This window comes from Microbacterium testaceum, assembly GCF_001476655.1.
GTDB lineage: Bacteria > Actinomycetota > Actinomycetes > Actinomycetales > Microbacteriaceae > Microbacterium > Microbacterium testaceum_C.
In genome coordinates this window covers 18,571-35,375 of the sequence record NZ_LDRT01000065.1, presented here as the reverse complement: position 1 = coordinate 35,375, position 16,805 = coordinate 18,571, and the positions used below count along the sequence as shown (strand labels likewise).

Here is a 16,805-nt window from a genome sequence, read left to right as displayed (position 1 = left end):
CTTCCGCACGGCGGTCACCGATGCTGCCGCTCGCATCGTGAGCGCCCAGCAGGCCGGCGGCGACGGGCTCTCGGACATGCCGGCATATGCCGTGGCGGTGGACGCGCTGCGCGTCGAGAACGCGCGCGTCGTCGCCCTGGAAGAGGCGGAAAGGGAGGCGACGCCGAATCGCCCGACCAACCCGAACGGCGGTACCGGCAACGGCGGTGACCCGGACTCGAACACGTCCGATCCCGGCACCCCCTCCCCGGAACCGTCCCAGCCCGCTCCCTCCCCGGACCCCGAGCCGTCGCCGGAGCCGACTCAGCCGGAGCCGACGCCGGACCCCGAGCCGCAGCCGACGGAACCGACCATCCCGATCCCCGAACCGACCACTCCGATCGAAGGCGGCACCGCATGACGGCAGCGCATGAGGATCAGACGCGTCGCCGCCGACGCGCGGAGGCCGCGGAGCCCGTCGCGTCCGGTCGGGGAAAGATCGTCGGTGCGATCGTCGGGTGGACGCTCGGTGTCCTCGGCCTCGCCGCCTGTGCGATCGGCGTCGTGGCGCTGGCGTTCATGCAGCAAGCGGGTGTCGTGCGCACCGACCTCCTCGGCGCGCAGACGAAGTTGTCGTTCGTTCCCCAGATCGTGGCGAACCGCGACATCGACGGCTTGAACCAGGTCTCGGGTGAGGTACTCCAGATGACGGAGCGGGCGGATGCCGGGTCCGCGGGGCCTCTGTGGGATCTCGCCTCGTCGATCCCGCTGGTCAAGGACAACACGGAGGCCGTTCAGGAACTCACCGCGATGACGCGGGAGTTGACCGGTCGCGCGCTGCCGCCGACGGTCGCGCTCCTCTCGGCATCCGATTTCTCCTCCCTCGCCGTCGAGGGCGGCGGCATCAACCTCGAGCCGTTCCGCCAGGCGGAGGGGGCTCTCCCGGAGATCACCAGCGCTTTCACGGATGCGAAGGTCGTCACGGACGGCATCGACCGGACGAACCTTCTCCCCATCGTCACCGAACCGCTCGACCAGGTCGCTCAAATCGTCGATCAGGCCGCCCCCTCGTTGACCCTGGTCCAGAAGTACCTGCCTTCCCTGCTCGCGGCGGCAGGCGGGGACGGCCCCAAGACGTACCTTGTCGTGTTCCAGAACAACGCCGAGATCCGCGCGACCGGCGGCAACCCTGCCGCGTCGAGCGTCATGGTCGTGGACAACGGTCGCATCGAGCTCAAGGAGCAGTCCGACTCGATGGCGTTCTACGCCGCGGGTCAGGCGGGGCGCTCGGTGCTCGACCTGCCCGAAAGCACTCTCGCCCTCTACCCGGACACCTTCACTCGCTACTCGCAGGACTACACCTTCACCCCGGACTTCCCCACCACGGCCCGCCTCTTCGAGTCGCTCTGGGACCGCACCGACGGCTCGCAGTTCGACGGAGTCATGTCGATCGACCCGGTGGTGCTCGCGCACATGCTCGAGGTCCTCGGGCCGGTGGATCTCCCGTCCGGTGAGCAGATCACCGCGGAGAACGCGGTGAAGCTCCTGCTGAGCGACGCCTATCAGCGCTTCGGCGATGCCGGCGACAACGGCCGCTCCTCGGACGAGTTCTTCGCGACGGTGTCCTCGACCGTGTTCTCCCGTCTGGCGGGTGGACAGTGGAACCCGATCGCGATGTTCGATCAGTTGACGCGCAGTGCCCAGGAGCAGCGCATCAATCTGTGGTTCACCGACGAGCAGGCTCAGGCCCTTGTGACAGAAGTGGGCCTCGACGGTGGCCTGCGCCCGGACAATGCGGCGTCGACGCAGCTCGGGATCTACCTCAACGACTTCTCCATCGGCAAGCTCGAGTACCACTTGACCACCGCGGTGTCCGCCACCTGCAACGCGGCCGACCGGACGGTGAATGTCTCCATGAACCTGCACAACGGCATCACGGACGACATCACCAACGCCTACACGCTCGGTTTCCGCAACACCGAGTACGGGCTGCCGAAGACCACGATGATGCTCAACACGCTCTTCTTCGCCCCTCCGGGTGCGACGATCACGGCGATGGATCCTAGCGACGGCGACATTCCTTCGCTTTCCCGCAGCGGGGTCGAAAATAACAACACCGGCGAGAGCCGAATGGTCACCCTCGGTCAGAACGAGAATCGCACGGTCTCGTACACGGTTCAGCTTCCGTCGGGACCGCTGGGGCCGCTCGACCTGCGTCACACGCCGACGGCGAACGACACGGCCGTCTCGATCGACGCGTCGTGCGACGCGTTCCGCGCGGGTTTCGCGGAATAGCGGGAAGGTCGATGCCGGGGGGCTTCCGCCCTCCGGCGCTTTTCGCGGCTCGCGCGGTGCGCTCAATTAGTCCCGATTCCTAGCGATAAGCTGGGGGGATTATTTCGATATGGGTAGAAACCCATTTCTGACGAGGGGGAGCACGCACGCGTATGGCTTCATCAGTCGCAATCATCGGGACGCGTGGCTATCCGAGTTACTACGGCGGTTTCGAGACGGCGGTGCGGAAGCTGGCTCCCTTCCTCGCGGGGGAGGGATGGGACGTCACCGTCTACGGGCGCGCCGGTGCGACCAAGGTCGACGACCCCGAGCGCGACACTCGCGTGCGTACCGAGGTCACCCGGGGGATCGAGAGCAAGTCCCTGAGCACCCTGTCGTACGGGCTCACCGCGAGCATGCATGCCGCCCGCACCAAGCCCGATGTCGCCCTGGTCATGAATGTCGCGAACGGCTTCTTCCTCCCGTTGCTCAAGCTGCGCGGCGTGAAGACATTGGTCAATGTCGACGGCATCGAGTGGGACCGCGCCAAATGGGGACGTCTCGCGAAGTTCGTCTTCAAGACGGGTGCGCGGATGACGGCCCGCTTCGCGGACGACCTGGTCTTCGACTCCCGCGAGATCGAGCGGCGCTGGAACAGCGAGTTCCGTCGCGACGGAGTGTTCATCCCTTACGGAGGAGACGTCCCGCCCGACCTTCCCGTTGAGCCGGGATTGACTCATCGTGGATATGTGCTGGCGGTGGCTCGCTTCGTCCCCGAGAACACCATCCCCGAGTTCCTCGACGCCGCCGAGTCGATCGCCGAGAGGTATCCCGTCGTCATCGTGGGGTCCTCCGGCTACGGCGGTCCGCTCGACGAGCAGGCGCGTCTCCTCGCCGAGCGGAACCCGAACGTCCATGCCCTGGGTCACATCAGCGACGACGCCCGTCTGCTCGCCCTGTGGCAGCACGCGGGCGTGTACTTCCACGGGCATAGTGTGGGCGGCACCAATCCGACGCTCGTCCAGGCGATGGCGACCGGTACCCCCATCGTGGCGCGGGCGACGGTCTACAACCGAGAGGTCCTCGGCGAAGGTGCCCACTTCTGCGAACCGAACGCGGCATCCATCGCCGAGGCGGTCTGCGCGCTCATGGCCGAGCCGGAGCAGCAGCAGGCGGCGTCGGCGCACGTCGCACGTCGCGCGAGGGAGTCCTACACCTGGCAGGGCGTGAACGGCGCCTACCGCGACGCTCTCCGTCGACTGAGCGTGGTCTGAGCGACCTCGGGTCTTCGCACCGAACCCCCCCGACAGCCCGAGGAGCAGACGTGCCCATCCCCCCGATCCGTATCGCCATCGCCATCGCGAGCTACAAGCGACCCGATGACCTTGCGGCGCTGCTGGCGTCGATCGACGCCGTGGACGGCACCCACGACCTGCGCGTCATCGTCGTCGACAACGACGCGCGAGGTACGGCCGAGGATGTCGCGCGGGCGAGCCGATTGAATGTCGACTACGTCGTCGAAGAGAAACCGGGGATCGCAGCCGCGCGCAATGCGAGCCTGGACCGTCTTCCTCCGGATGCAACGCACGTCGTCTTCGTCGACGACGACGAGGTCGTCCCCACGGGGTGGATGACCTCCCTGCTGGAGGTCGCGGAACGGTACGACGCGGAGATCGTCTGCGGACCCGTGCGTACGATCTTCCCCCCGGACGCCCCTCGCTGGATCGAGCGCGGCGGATACATTCAGCGTTCGCCGGAGGCGGAGGGACTGACCTCGCGCACCCCGGCTACGAACAACACCCTTCTCTCCCTCGAGGCCTATCGGCGTGCGGGATCGCCGCGCTTCGACGAGAGCTTCTCCGCCACCGGGGGAAGCGACACCGACTTCTTCACCCGGCTCATCGCTGCATCCGGCGCGAGCGTGGCCTGGGCGCCGTCGGCCGAGGTGACGGAGCTCGCTCCGCCCGATCGGTTGCGGTTCCGCTGGATCATGCGCCGCTACATCCGCATCAACAACGTCTCCGGACGCCTGTTGCTCCGCTCGACACCGCCATGGAAGCTCGCGGTGCGTGCCGTGGGGCACATCGCCGTGGGAACGGCGAAGACGGCGGTGGCACTCGTGACGGGGAAGGGGCTCCGCCTCCGCGACACCGCGCAGATCACGCGCGGTCTCGGCTGGATCGGCGCCGTCAGTGGTCGGCACGTGCAGGAGTACCAGCGCCCGACGTCCTGACGACGGCTTCTCCCGTCACTGAGCTTGTCAGCGCTTTCGCACCAGCGCCTCGACCGTGCGCAGGCGCCGGCGGTTGGCGGGGATGAGCAGGTTGATGGCGACCACCCACACCACCGCCACGGTGACCCCGATGGCCAGCGCGGTGGGACCGGCGAAGATGACGGTGCTGACGTAGCCGGCCGCGGCCACGGGGACCCCGGTGACGAGGACGGTCAGCAGTCCCGACCGTGTGAGCGACCAGGCGGGCAGGCCCGACGTCCGCCCCGCCCACCACATCTGGATGATCCAGAACAGGAAGTACCCGACCGATCCGCCGATGCCGACACCGACGGGCCCCCACGGGGCGCCTACGAGGATCGAGACGACCACGATCGGCTGCGTGACCAGGTAGATCTTCAGCTGCTTGCCGGTGAGCCCGAGCGACACGAAGATCCAGTAGGGAACCTGACCCAGCGCGCGGAACACGCCGACCAGTGCGAGGGCCTGCAGGATCGGCGCGACGGCCAACCAGCGCTCCCCCAGAACCAGCAGCACGATCGGCTCCGCGAAGCCGACGAGGGCAGCGTAGAACACGGTCGCGAGCGTGACCGTGAAGTGCTGGCCCGTGCGGATGTAATCGATGAACCGGGCCCGGTCGTCTTGGATCCGCGAGAGCACCGGAACCGCCACTCGGGACAGCGGGGCGGTGAGTTGGTTCAGCGGCAGCACGACGAGCTGGAAGGCCCGGCTGTACAGACCGACCACGCTCGATCCGAACAGGACGCCGAGGGCGACCGTGTCGATGTTCTTCGCGGCGTACGCGATGCCCTGGGTCCCCGCGAGCGCGCCACCGAAGCGGAGGAAGCGGCGGATCGAGGTGTTCCGGGACGGGAGGGACGGATGCCACCGAGCCAGCATCATGTCGAGCGCCAACGCCAGCACCGCCACCGCCAGAGCCTGCGCGACGAGAGCCCAATATCCGAACCCGTTCACCGCCAGCACGATGGCCAGGACGAGCGCGATCGCCTGGGGGAGCGCCTCGGTGACGCCCAGTGTCATGAACCGCATGTCGCGGTTGATCTGGGCCTTGTACTGCGCCGCGATGCCGTTCAAGAGAAACGTGACCGACAGCATCTGCGTGATGGCGACGAGCGCCGGCTCGTCGTAGATGAGGGCGATGCCCCACGAGCTCGCGAAGACCACGACGGCGAGGACGAGCCCGATCCCGCTGTTGAGCCAGAAGAGATTGCTCTTCTCCGATGCAGAGAGCGTTTTCGCCTGGACGGCCGCCATGGACAGGCCCATGTCCCGGAGGAGCTCACCGAGCCCGATCACGGCGGTGACCATGGCCAGATAGCCGTAGTCACGAGGGTCGAGAAGACGCGCCAGGACGACGATCGAGATGGCGAGCAGTCCGAGCCTGACCCCTTGCCACAGGAGCGTCGCGCCGGCACCCCCGAGGGCGCGACGGCCGAGACCGGAGCTCAAGAGGCGATCGCCAGAGCGCGGCGGGCCACGTCGCGGATGCGGGCGCGAGCGGCACTCACCCGGGCGATGACCTCATCGGTCCGCGCGGCTTGGGTGGCGAGGTCGCGGAGGATCTCTTCGGACGTGCGGTCCGCGGAGGCCACGGTCATCCCGTGGTATCCGATGGCGTCGAAGTGGCGCCCCACCTTGGTGTCCGGTTCGGCGATCAGATTGACGGGCACCGCGCCCTCGGCTGCGGCGACGATGAGCACGTGCAGACGGTCGCTGAGGGCGACGGCGGTTTCGAGGTAGATGTCGCGAAGGCGGTCTTCTTGAGCGCGGTGACCGGCCACGACCTCCCAGTCGACGAGATCGCCGCCGAGCTGGGCGTGGAGCTCTTTGCTGCGCGCGGAGTCCCGCGCGACCTGAGTGATCACGGTGACGGTGAGGCTCTCCTGAGAGGCGAACTCGCGGATGGCCGTGATCGTCTCGGCGGAGAGAGGCTCGCGGTCGCCGCGGTAGGACACCACGAGACGGCGTCGGGACTCGCTCCCGGAATCGGCACCCGGGAGGAACCCCCAGTCGGGCATGACCTCGCCGAGACCGAAGTGCTCGCGGGAGTCCACATCGCGCCAGGCCACCATCGAGGACAGGCGGTAAAGGCGCCGGAACCGCTCGATCACCGCGGGGTTGGGCTTGCGCTGACCGATGCCCAGGCGAAGAGCACGTCCGCCCCGCGCCCGGACGGCGAGGATAAGGGGGACCAGGCGCCGCTGGCCCTTGTAGATGTCCTCCTCGAGCAGGAGCTCTCCGGGCTTGTCCACCCACCACGTGTCACGTCGCAAGACGGACCGGTAGGCGGACCGCCGCCAGTCGTCGACGTCGCGGTAGACCACGTCGGAGTCCCGCAGGTCGAGAGCCGAGAGGAAATCCGCGCTCGCCTCACCGAGAAGGATGTGGAGCTCGCCCGCGCGGGAGAGCTCATCGAAGAAGGCGCGCCGGAGGATGACGTCTCCGATGTTGTCTTCCTGGCCGGTACCTCGCACGTAGATGCGGCGCATTCACTTGCCTTTGCTCTGGAGGGTCTGTTTGGCCGTGGCGCCGATCGCGTACACGATCGCCGCGGGCCCGGGGCGTCCGAAACGGATGCCGGCGGAGGCGGTACGGATCATCGAACCGACGGATCCGTTCCGCCGGGCGAAGCCGAGGGACTGGGTGAGGATGAAGTCGCCGAGCAGTCGCGGCTGATCGGCGAGGAAACGGCGCGCCCACGCGATCGAGCCCTCCGGCGCGATCCTCTTCGAGACGGATCCCTCGGTCGCGTAGTAGCTCGCGAGCGGTTCCCAGGATTGGAGGACCGTCAGGTCAGGGTGGGCTGCGGCCACCGAGGTCAGCCAGGAGACGTCCTGATGGAACTTGAGGTTCTCATCGAAGGGAACATCGAGGGCGAGATCCCGCGGGAAGACCAGGGTGGAGGCCTGAACGAATCCATGGCCGCTTCGCGGCGACCGCTTCGCGAACATGTACGCGCGCAGATCCTCGCCCGGGCGGATGGGGAAGGCCGGCTGGACGAGTTCGGAGCCGTTCGCGCGCTTCATCCGCACGCGGGACGTGGCGATCCAGGGGCCGTGCGTCTGCGCCGCGAGGCGGGTCAGGACGGCGACCTTCGACGGTGCCCACTCGTCGTCGTCGTCGAGAAGACCGATCAGATCTCCGGTGGCCGCACGGATGCCACTCTGTCGCCCCGCGTTCCCTCCGGCGCCCGGGCCGACGCGGATCACTCGTACCCGGTCGTCTTCGGGCAGGATGAGCTCGTCCGTGGTGTCAGCGGCCACGATGATTTCGTGTACCGGCGTCGTCTGTTCGAGGGCGCTTCGGACGGCCCGCGCGAGTTCGGGGCGGCCGATCGTCGGGATGACGACGGACAGTTTCACGGGGTTCTTCTCTCTCTCGGACGACGAGGTGCGCGCACTCGGGGTCTGCGCGAGGTGGTCACACCGATTGCGATTTCCCTTGCACGGAGAGCGCCTTGCGCCGCCGAGGCTCGAAGGCGGGGGACTGCTCGCCCAGGGTGAAGGCGGGATCGGCCTTCTCCTGCGCCTGCACGACCGTCGCCAAGCCGATCGAGATCCACAGCAGGAAGCTCACCGGGCTCTCTTGAAGAGTCGGGAGAACGATCTGGGAGACGAGGGTCCCGCTGAGGGCGGCGGCGGGGAGGAACCCGACCATGCTTCGCGATCGTGCCGCGCGGTTGGCGAGAAGTCCGAGCAGGATGAGGAAGATCGCCAGGACGAGCGGCCCCGCCTCGAGCGCGAGGAGGAGCCAGTAGCTCTCCACGTGGTAGTTCGTCTCGAACTGCAAAGACCGGGGTCCGACGACTCCGAGACCCATCCCGAGCGGGTGGACGAGAAGCTGCGCGAGCCCCTCCTGCAAGCTCGCCGCGTGGCCTCCGAAGGATGTGTCGGTCTCCTCCTCGAGGGCGCCGCCGATGTACAGCGTCGCGGCGGCGACGGTGGCCACACCTGCGACCAGCAGGAAGCCGACGGAGAGGATCTGCGACGACTTGCGCATCGCGCGCGCCAAGAGCACGGCGCCGAGGATGGCGGCTCCGAACAGTCCGCTGCGGGACTCGGTGAGAAGAATGGCCGCGGCGGGCAACACCGTCAGAAGGAGCCGTCGCGACGTGCGCAGCCCCGGCGCGCACCACACGACGGCGACGGAGATCAGCATCGCCGCCGCGAGTTCGTTCGGTGCGACGTACGGGCTGAACGCTCGCGGTGTCAGGCTGCCCGAGGAGAAGAGCGAGGTCGGGAAGCGCTGTCCCGCGGGAACCGGTAGGCGGCCGATGTCCAACAGCCACTGGACTCCCTGTGTCCAGGTGGCGACCGCGATCGCCGCGCTGACCTGCGCCGTCACGATGATGGTCATCAGCATCCGACGCACGTGGCGCACCTCGACGAACGCGGGGACCAGTACCAGGAGGAGCAGCGGCTCGTAGTCGTTGCGCCACCCGTAGAGAGCCTGTTCCAGCGACGGGGTGAACGTTCCGCTCACGAGCGGCAGGAGCGCCAGGAGGGCGACGAGGACGGCGATGCTCGTGGGCGCACGGTTGAAGCGCCGGTTCACGAGTGCCGCGATCAGAAGAAGGCCGATGACGGCGTCCTTGATGACGCCGTAGGCGGTTCCGACCACCCCGGGTGCGACCTGCGACACGAGGGCGTTGAACGGAAGCAGCAGGATGAGGGCGTAGATGCCCGCGAGGGGAAAACGCAGCACCACGATCACACCGGCGATTCCCAGGATTCCGATGAGCACCGGAATCGGACCGAGGAAAAGAACGAGCGCGACGAGCACCACTGCTGCCGCGGCAGAAGTGATAATCGAACGAGTCACCGTGGTGCCTTCCCCGGGGGCATCAGCCAGACCCCTGCGCATCGTGCTTTCTCCAGGATATGCGCTCGCCCCGTTCTTCATTGCATTCTCCGATACGATCGATGGAGGCACGGGCGCCTGTCCAATCAATCGTTCAGGGGTGTTTGTGCGAAAAGAACAGGCCGATGGGGGGTCGGATCCCATTTCCTTTTCAATGCCGCGGAGTTCTGTCGTGAAGCGAATCCGTGGAGACGCCGACACGTCGACGCGTCGGATCGGGGCCACATGCGCGTAATGCTCTGCCACCCGTCAGCCGAGCTCTACGGGAGCGACCGCATGGCATTGGAAGCCGTCGTGGGTCTGCGCGACCGAGGCGCCCACGTCACCGTCGTCCTCCCCGTGGACGGTCCGCTTCGGTCTGAACTGCAGGCTGCCGGAGCGGACGTTCTCGTACGAGATGTCCCGGTGCTGCGCAAGTCGGCGATGCGGCCGGCCGGATTCGCGCGCCTCGTCTTCGACCTGATCCGGCGCGGGCCTCGCATGGTGAGGGTCACCCGGCGCGTGCGTCCCGACCTCGTCTACGTGAACACCATCGTGCAGCCGTGGTGGGCCCTCGCGGCTCGTCTCCTCCGCAAGCGGGTGGTCTTCCACGTCCGCGAAGCGGAGGTCGATCCGCCGACCCTGGTTCGGCGCGCTCTTCTGTCTCCCCTTCGACTTGCGCACTCGGTGATCGCCAACAGCCAGTTCACGGCGCGCCAGATCTTCCTCGATTGCCCCGCCGTGCGCCCCCGGACCAGCGTGATCTACAACGGCAAGGACTGGTCGGCTTACGCGGTGGACCACGAGCCCGGGCCCGCCGACACGTTCCGCATCCTCTACCTCGGGCGCTTGAGCCCCCGCAAAGGCACGGATGTCGCTGTGCGTGCCGTGGCGCTGATGCGCGCGGCTGGGACGGATGCGCGACTGACTCTGGCCGGAGCGGTGTTCCCGGGCTACGAGTGGTACGAGGCTGAGCTTCGGGATCTCTGTCGTGAGCTCTCGCTCGGCCCGGATGCGGTATCCTTCACCGGCTTCGTGGCCGACGCCCCGCCGTTGTTCTCCACTGCGGACGCCCTGGTCGTCCCGTCCCGGGCCGAGCCCTTTGGAACCGTCGCCGCAGAGGGCCTGGCGGCGGGCGTTCCTGTGATCGTCTCGGACGTGCAGGGCTTGGTCGAGATCATCGGCGACGGCCGTGAGGGGCTCGTCGTCCCGGCTGATGACCCCGACGCGCTGGCATCCAAGCTCGAGATGCTGCGAACGGACGACACGCTTCGGGGCCGGCTCGTCGACCAGGGGCGACGAAGCGTCGCTGAGCGTTTCTCCCGGGAACAGTACCGTGCGCAAGTCGCCGCGGAGATCTTCCGCGTGGCCGGGCGCGAAGAGCGAAGGAAGTGACCAACGTGTCTGTGACGACGGTGATCCTCGTGACCTACAACTCGGCCGACGACCTCGAAGGATGCCTCCGCACGCTCGGTTCCTCGGAGGACGTCGAGGTCGTGGTCGTCGACAATCGCTCCTCGGATGAGTCGGTCTCGATCGCTCGCGGTCTCCAGGCCGAGGGACTCGTGACCCGCATCATCGAGAGCGAGACGAATGACGGGTTCGCGCGAGCGGTGAACCGCGGAATCGCGACGGCGGCTCCCGGCGGTGTCTTCCTGCTGAACCCGGACGCGCGCATCACGGGCACGGATCTCGCCCGCCTCGTCCGCGCCGCGGAGGAAGACCCGACGATCGGCATCATCGCCCCGCTCGTCGACAGCGGGCCGCACGTGCCGACGCTCGCCGCGGGGAAGCAGCCGCGGCTCTGGCCTCTCTTCACGCACTTCACCGGGCTGGCGCGGGTCTTCCCCCGCGTGAAGTTCCTTCGTGGACGTCATCTGTATCGTCAGCACCATTCGTACACCCAGGACGTCGAGTGGGTCTCCGGATGTGCGCTGTACCTCACCCCAGCGGCACGCGAGGGCGTCGGATCCCTCTCCGAGCGGTGGTTCATGTACGGCGAGGACATCGAACTGGCGGACCGGGTGCTCCGGCAGGGCTACCGTGTGGTGTTGGACGCGGATGTCGTGGCGACCCACGAGATCGCCGCTTCCGTCAACGCCGCGGGCTCGTCGGTCTCGACGCTCTGGGCGGAGAACACCTTCGACTTCTACGTCTGGCGCTTCTCCGCAGGACCCGTTCGCCGGTTCCTGTGGCGTTCCATCTTCTCGGCGGGTCTCGGGTCTCGAGCCCTCCTCCTCAGCGTGAAGGCCCGCCGAGCGGGCGACAAGGGCGCGGCCATGAAGGCGCGGGCGACGAGGTTTCGGAGATTTGCGGGTGCGGTATGGGCGACGAACCCGACGCGTTGAATCCCGGCGTCCCGAGGCGGGCCGTCTTGGCGTTCGCGGGGGTGGCGGCGTTGACGGTCTTCCTCGCGTCGTGCGCGCCCGACCCGGACGACAACGCTCCGGACTACGCGGACGAGCTCAATCAACTCCTTCGGTCCACCGCGCAAGGAGGGCGGGTCGAGTTGCCTGCCGGCACGCAGGTCGTCCGATCGACGATCAGACTGCGACCCGGCGTCGAGTTGGCCGGTCATGCGGATGGATCGACGCTGAAGCTCGCCGACCGAACGGACGCGCCTTTCCTTCTCGCCAACGGTGTGGACAACGTGAAGGTGACGGGGGTCACCTTCGACGGCGGCGTTCAGTCCACGCAGGGGGTCTCCCTGCAGATCGACAGCTCCTCCGGCGTCACCATCAGCGGGTGCACGTTCATCCGGATGAAGCACGCGGTCCGGGTCTACGCCGAGTCCGGACGCTCGGCGTCGAACGTCGTCATCGACTCCTGCACCTTCGACGACATCGTCGACTTCGCCGTTCGGGTCGAGTCGGGTGCCCGCGACGTCAAGATCACCTCCAACACCATCGACAAGGTCGCCAAGGGCCAGGCTCCCTCGCCGTCGGCGATCTACGTACGCGGCCAGGACGTTCTCGTCCAGGGGAACACCGTGAAGAGTTCCTACGACACCGGGGTGATGGTGGCCGGTGACGATGCGAGTGACGTCACCATCCAGAACAACACCCTGTCGACGGACATGGTGGGGATCTACTTCGGGAGCGGAGCTCGCTCGGGCACCGTGACCGGGAACACGATCACATCGAAGAGGGACTTCGGCATCCATCTCCATGATCGACGCGGGGGCGTGGTCGACGTCCAAGTGACGCAGAACACCATCGGGCCGACAGGGAAGACGGGTGTCGAGATCGAGGGTGTCCAGCAGGTCGTGCTGCGCGACAACAAGATCTCAGACGTCGCTCAGCGTTCCGGAAGCCCCGACTACTGGCGCTGCGGTGTCGCGATCAGCAAGCTGCAGGATCAGGCTGCTCAGTCCGTCCTCGTGGAGGGCAACACGATCTCGGGAGAGCCGGGTCAGATGGTCTACGGCGTCCTCGTCACGGACAACACGCAGAACATCATCGTCCAGGACAATCAGGTCGAGGGTGCGCGGGCGGCGTCCTACCAGGTCGAATCGGGCGACGGCGGGCCGTATCTCGTAGAACGAGCCGATGGCTCCGTCGTCGCCCGAAAGGGTGTCACCCGGAAATGGTGAAGGGCCGGCCCCACGCCACCGTCCGCCCGTCCGGACCGGACACGCTGATCCGGAACCGGTAGTCGCCGGGGCTCGCGACCGTCCCACCCGTCACCTTCCCGTCCCACGCGATCTCGCGGGCCCCGGAAAGGTACGAGCGGGAGTCCGTGATGGTCCGGACGAGCTTTCCGCTCTTCGTGTAGATCTGGACGGTGATCGTCGTACGATCCCCGGTCACCAGGCGGAGCGAGACGGGGCTACCGGGCTCGACCGACGACGGATTCACCCGGTTCGAGGACACCAGGAATTTCGGGGCCGATGAGACGGTCACTTCCGCGCCGAGAGACGAGTCCACCGGAACGGCCTGCAGGGCTCCGCGATCGTAGATGTACGCGGTCGTGTTCGCGACGGGAACCCGCGTCGTGGCGAAGTCCGGTCGGTACAGGGCCTGGGTCACGAAATTCCGACCGTAGAAGACCACTCCGCGGGTGCTGGTCCCGTAGTGCGCGGTCACGTCGTCGAAGATGATGCGGCCGCTGGTCTTGGAGGTTGACGACTTGAACACGTGCACGTCGGTGACGGTGATGGGGTAATCGATCTTCTTGTCGACATTGGACCCGTAGCTCTTGTAGCTGGGGTTCAGTCCATCGAAGTAGAGCGTCTGCCGCGACCATCCCTCCGGTCCCGCGTTGCCCACCTTGCCCTCGAAGATCTCGCCCTTGGCGTCCGTGATCTTCATGTAGATCGAGCTGTTGCTGTTGTCGCCGTACGTCCAGACCGATACGGCGCTCGGCCTGCCCGAAACGGGCAGGTTCATCGTGAGGGAGGTGCCCTCCGCCGTGGAGGCCTTGTAGTTGTAGTCCAGGGCGATTGCCCCTGATCCTGCTACGCGCGTGGTGACGGCGGACACTTTCGACGTCGCGCCCTCGCCCAACGACTTCGACTTGACGTCGGTCGTCCGGGCGAGATCGCTCAGAACCGTCGACGTGCCCGCGCTCGGTGAGGCGGTGCCGGCGGCCACGGAACCGGCCATACCGGCACCGGTGCGGGCGAGAGCGGAGTACGCCGGCTTCTTGCGTCCGGACTGTTCGATCAGGCCATAGTTGTCGAGCCTGCTGGCGCTGCCGCCGAGCTCCACGAGGTTGAACCACGCGTACGCGGCGACGCCGTGCGCTGCCGCGTCGATCATCGATCTGCTCAGGTAGGCGGCTTGATCCGCCTCGCTCACCCCGGCACCCGATCCACAGCTCGTGCACGTCGACCAGCCTGTCTCGGTGATCCACAGCGACCGTCCGGGAGCGTTTCGAGCGATCCACGACTGCGCGGCCGAGATCCAGCTGTCGATCGTGCTGGACTCCGGGGCGCCCTGAACATAGGTGTGCAGCCCGATACCGTCGAAGGAATCGATGGCTCCGGCGTCCCGCAGGCTGTTCAGATACTGCTCGGAGTACCCCGCGAGGCCGCCCGTCAAGACGATGGCATCCGGCTGGACCTTCTTGATCGCCGCATACGTCGCCTTGAGCAGGCGCGCGTAGGCGGAGGCGTCGGGGGACGGTTTCCAGTACTGCTCGATGTTGGGTTCGTTCCAGATCTCCCAGACCTTGACCCGGTCCTTGTAGCGCTCGACGGTCGCGACGGCGTAGTTCACATAGTCCGCGTAGTCGGCGGGCGGGTAGTACCTGGCCGACGAACTCGGAGTTCCGGCGGGAGCACTCGTCGCCCAGTCGGCCGTGTACACGAGCTTTCCGATGATGTCGATGTTGCGCGCTCGCGCGACCGAGACGGCCTGGTCGAACTTCGGCCAGTCGAAGAAGCCCTTTCGAGGCTCGACACGGTTCCACTCGAACTCCTCACGCGCATACCGCACGTAGGCGTCCTCCATGGCGGCCGCGTCGGTGTCGGCCTTGGCCAGGCTCTCGTACGTGGTCAGGGAGGAGTTCACGGCAGCGACCGAGCCCGCGGTGGCGGACGCGGCGCGCTGAGTCGCTCCGATCAGATAGGGGGTGGCGACCGTGAGCTGACCCGACAACTTCCCGTCGGCGGTGGAGTCGTACTCGAGCACGGCGCGCACGACCCCTGCCAGCGACGTTCCGCTGTCCGACTTCCCGTCCCACCGGTTCGTCTCGGTCTGCGCGCCCTGCACCGTGCCGGTGAACGTCCGGGTGTTCCCTGCCGGATCGATCAACCGGAGACGGTAATCTCCCGCGCCGCCCGTGGTGAAGCTGACGTCGGCGGTTCCGCTCCCCGGAATGATGGACCCGGCACTCGCGCGCGGAGCAGTCCATCCACTGTCGTCGACGCGCAGGTTGTCCACGCGAACGGATCCGGTCGCGGGCTGCGTCCCGTTGCGGACGACCACGAGTCGGAACAGGGCGATAGGTGCATCGATGATCCCGTCGCCGTTGCCGCCGGTGGTTGCGGAGGGTGCCTTCGAGAGGTCCACGGTCGCCGTGGTCCAGTCTTTGTTGCTGATGTTGCCGACCCGGTAATAAAGGACTTCGCCGGTGGCGTCGCGCACGCGGAGGTAGAGAGTGTTGAAGGAACCGTCGCCCTTCACGTCCAGTTTGAGCGCGCGCAGACCGGTCGTGTCGATGTCTTGCGGCGTCGCCACGCGACCGATCTCGAAGGTTCCGCCCCCAAAGTCGTAGTCCATCTTGAGCGACCGGTTCCCTTCGGTCGCGTCGGTGGACGACGAGATCGAACCCCGGCCGGATACGAGAGTCCAGTCATCCGCCGAGGCGAAGCTCTCCGCGGTGACGAGACCCGCCGCGGTGGTCGCCTCGAGGGCGGACGTGGGCGTGACGGCGGGAGTCGGAACCGGCGCGGCCGTTCGCTGGTGATCGGCCGACGGTGAGGGACTCGCAGACGCCTCCGGCAGGGGAGTGCCGGACGGCGCGGGATCCGACGTCGGAGAGGGCGACGCCGGGGGAGTCGCGGAGATGGTCGGATCCGGCGACGCCGACGACTCCGTGCGCGTAGCCGCCGTGGCGTCGACGTTCGAGGAGGATTCGAGGGTGCCGCCGGCCGCGACGTGCGCCGGAGGTGCCGACAGCGCATGAGCGCTCGGCGCGGGCAGTGTCGCGCTGAGCGCGACGACGGTGGCGATACTGAGGATCTTGAGCATCCGGGGGTCCTCGCGGGGTAGGAGACGCCACCGGAGTGTGACGGCCCGTCGGGCACTTGTCTTGTCATCTGCTCGCCCCTGCGTTGTGCACGGGGGAGCGGTAGAGCTGTGAGGAAGCACCGTCACATCGGCGCGGAGTTCTCCCTTTGAGGCGAGAACGAAGCCGGGTTTGTCGACTGCTGCGTGCGGGCAGTCGCGGAATTCCCCACAACAGTCTGACCCGCGCTCACAGCAGAAACAAGCGAATCTCAGGGAAAGTCATCGGGACCGGTCGTGTCCCTTCGCCAACGTCAAGCCCGCGGGGGGTTTCCCCGCGTCGCTTCGCACGCGAGCACAATGAACCGCAACCCGTCGGCATCCCCGCCGACACCGATCCGGAAAGGGAGACGCACATGGGTGTGGACGACATCATCAACAAGGGCAAGAAGCTCCTGGACGAGAATCGCGACAAGATCGAAGAGGCCCTCAAGAGCGAGAAGGCCGAGGAAGTCAGCGACAAGATCCTCGACGGCGCGGCGGAGGCGATCAAGAAGGTCGTTCCGGCCGAGCAGCACACCAAGGTCGATGAGGTCCGGCAGAACGTCGACAAGCACATCGGCAACGCCTGATCCACGCATTCTCGCCGCGGCGCCGTTCCCTTCGGGGCGGCGCCGCGATCGCGTGTGCGCGGGCATGTCGGTCTCTTCGAGCTGTCTCAGCCCCGCCCCGACGGGGAGGGATGCTGAGGATATGCCGGGCGCGACACGCCCGGGTTTGCGACACGCCCG

Annotated in this window: 12 protein-coding genes and 1 pseudogene; 8 read left to right on the top strand and 5 right to left on the bottom strand. The window is 67.3% G+C overall.

From position 1 onward, the window contains the following. The 4 genes and pseudogenes from NS220_RS20140 to NS220_RS10375 form a co-directional block, all read left to right on the top strand. Positions 1 to 400, top strand: a pseudogene (locus NS220_RS20140) (hypothetical protein); the annotation flags it as partial. Then, positions 397 to 2,274 carry a DUF4012 domain-containing protein gene (locus NS220_RS10385; RefSeq protein ID WP_058623984.1) on the top strand — a complete coding sequence of 626 codons (1,878 nt, stop codon included), beginning with the start codon at positions 397 to 399 and terminating at the stop codon, positions 2,272 to 2,274. The pseudogene NS220_RS20140 and the gene NS220_RS10385, both read left to right, overlap by 4 nt. Positions 2,275 to 2,426: 152 nt before the next feature. Further along, positions 2,427 to 3,527: a DUF1972 domain-containing protein gene (locus tag NS220_RS10380; RefSeq protein ID WP_058623983.1), complete on the top strand. Its 1,101-nt coding sequence runs from the start codon at positions 2,427 to 2,429 to the stop codon at positions 3,525 to 3,527. 50 nt (positions 3,528 to 3,577) lie between these two features. After that, complete coding sequence (locus NS220_RS10375) at positions 3,578 to 4,486, top strand: glycosyltransferase family 2 protein (RefSeq protein ID WP_058623982.1); 909 nt, start codon at positions 3,578 to 3,580, stop codon at positions 4,484 to 4,486. A gap of 27 nt (positions 4,487 to 4,513) precedes the next feature. On the opposite strand, the gene NS220_RS10370 is transcribed toward NS220_RS10375, so the two are convergent. Genes NS220_RS10370 through NS220_RS10355 form a run of 4 tightly spaced genes read right to left on the bottom strand, consistent with a single transcriptional unit; the run spans position 4,514 to position 9,325 of the window. Then, complete coding sequence (locus NS220_RS10370; protein WP_058623981.1) at positions 4,514 to 5,953, bottom strand: lipopolysaccharide biosynthesis protein; 1,440 nt, start codon at positions 5,951 to 5,953, stop codon at positions 4,514 to 4,516. Continuing rightward, positions 5,950 to 6,993, bottom strand: a complete 1,044-nt coding sequence (locus tag NS220_RS10365; RefSeq protein WP_058623980.1) for a polysaccharide pyruvyl transferase family protein — start codon at positions 6,991 to 6,993, stop codon at positions 5,950 to 5,952. Before NS220_RS10365 ends, NS220_RS10370 begins: the two co-directional genes overlap by 4 nt. Next, positions 6,994 to 7,866 (bottom strand): glycosyltransferase family 2 protein, encoded by an 873-nt coding sequence (locus NS220_RS10360; RefSeq protein ID WP_058623979.1) that lies wholly within the window; start codon positions 7,864 to 7,866, stop codon positions 6,994 to 6,996. Positions 7,867 to 7,924: 58 nt separating this feature from the next. Next, entirely contained in the window at positions 7,925 to 9,325 is a 1,401-nt protein-coding gene (locus tag NS220_RS10355; RefSeq protein ID WP_153004247.1) for an O-antigen ligase family protein, read from the bottom strand. A gap of 264 nt (positions 9,326 to 9,589) precedes the next feature. Between NS220_RS10355 and NS220_RS10350 the strand changes: the two genes are divergently transcribed. From NS220_RS10350 to NS220_RS10340, 3 genes are read left to right on the top strand one after another with little or no spacing between them, the layout of a single operon-like run. Beyond that, the gene (locus NS220_RS10350; RefSeq protein WP_081323111.1) at positions 9,590 to 10,738 is read left to right on the top strand and encodes a glycosyltransferase family 4 protein; all 1,149 of its coding nucleotides are present in this window, start codon (positions 9,590 to 9,592) and stop codon (positions 10,736 to 10,738) included. After that, the gene (locus NS220_RS10345) at positions 10,735 to 11,691 is read left to right on the top strand and encodes a glycosyltransferase (protein ID WP_058623976.1); all 957 of its coding nucleotides are present in this window, start codon (positions 10,735 to 10,737) and stop codon (positions 11,689 to 11,691) included. The genes NS220_RS10350 and NS220_RS10345 overlap by 4 nt, the downstream gene beginning before the upstream one ends. Further along, on the top strand, positions 11,667 to 12,935 hold the full coding sequence (locus NS220_RS10340; protein WP_058623975.1) for a right-handed parallel beta-helix repeat-containing protein: 1,269 nt from the start codon (positions 11,667 to 11,669) through the stop codon (positions 12,933 to 12,935). The genes NS220_RS10345 and NS220_RS10340 overlap by 25 nt, the downstream gene beginning before the upstream one ends. Here NS220_RS10340 and NS220_RS10335 read toward each other — a convergent pair. Then, positions 12,919 to 16,038: a FlgD immunoglobulin-like domain containing protein gene (locus tag NS220_RS10335; protein WP_058623974.1), complete on the bottom strand. Its 3,120-nt coding sequence runs from the start codon at positions 16,036 to 16,038 to the stop codon at positions 12,919 to 12,921. The two genes, NS220_RS10340 and NS220_RS10335, sit on opposite strands and share 17 nt — an antisense overlap. A gap of 392 nt (positions 16,039 to 16,430) precedes the next feature. On the opposite strand from NS220_RS10335, the gene NS220_RS10330 reads away from it, so the two are divergent. After that, the gene (locus NS220_RS10330) at positions 16,431 to 16,646 is read left to right on the top strand and encodes a hypothetical protein (protein WP_058623973.1); all 216 of its coding nucleotides are present in this window, start codon (positions 16,431 to 16,433) and stop codon (positions 16,644 to 16,646) included. The last annotated feature ends 159 nt before the right edge of the window (positions 16,647 to 16,805 follow it).

What these genes read in the sequence shown, in the direction of transcription:
- NS220_RS10365 (WP_058623980.1), bottom strand. Translation starts at nt 6,993, where the DNA reads ATGCGCCGCATCTACGTGCGAGGTACCGGCCAGGAAGACAACATCGGA.
- NS220_RS10335 (WP_058623974.1), bottom strand. Translation starts at nt 16,038, where the DNA reads ATGCTCAAGATCCTCAGTATCGCCACCGTCGTCGCGCTCAGCGCGACA.
- NS220_RS10330 (WP_058623973.1), top strand. Translation starts at nt 16,431, where the DNA reads ATGGGTGTGGACGACATCATCAACAAGGGCAAGAAGCTCCTGGACGAG.
- NS220_RS10340 (WP_058623975.1), top strand. Translation starts at nt 11,667, where the DNA reads ATGGGCGACGAACCCGACGCGTTGAATCCCGGCGTCCCGAGGCGGGCC.
- NS220_RS10380 (WP_058623983.1), top strand. Translation starts at nt 2,427, where the DNA reads ATGGCTTCATCAGTCGCAATCATCGGGACGCGTGGCTATCCGAGTTAC.
- NS220_RS10350 (WP_081323111.1), top strand. Translation starts at nt 9,590, where the DNA reads ATGCGCGTAATGCTCTGCCACCCGTCAGCCGAGCTCTACGGGAGCGAC.
- NS220_RS10385 (WP_058623984.1), top strand. Translation starts at nt 397, where the DNA reads ATGACGGCAGCGCATGAGGATCAGACGCGTCGCCGCCGACGCGCGGAG.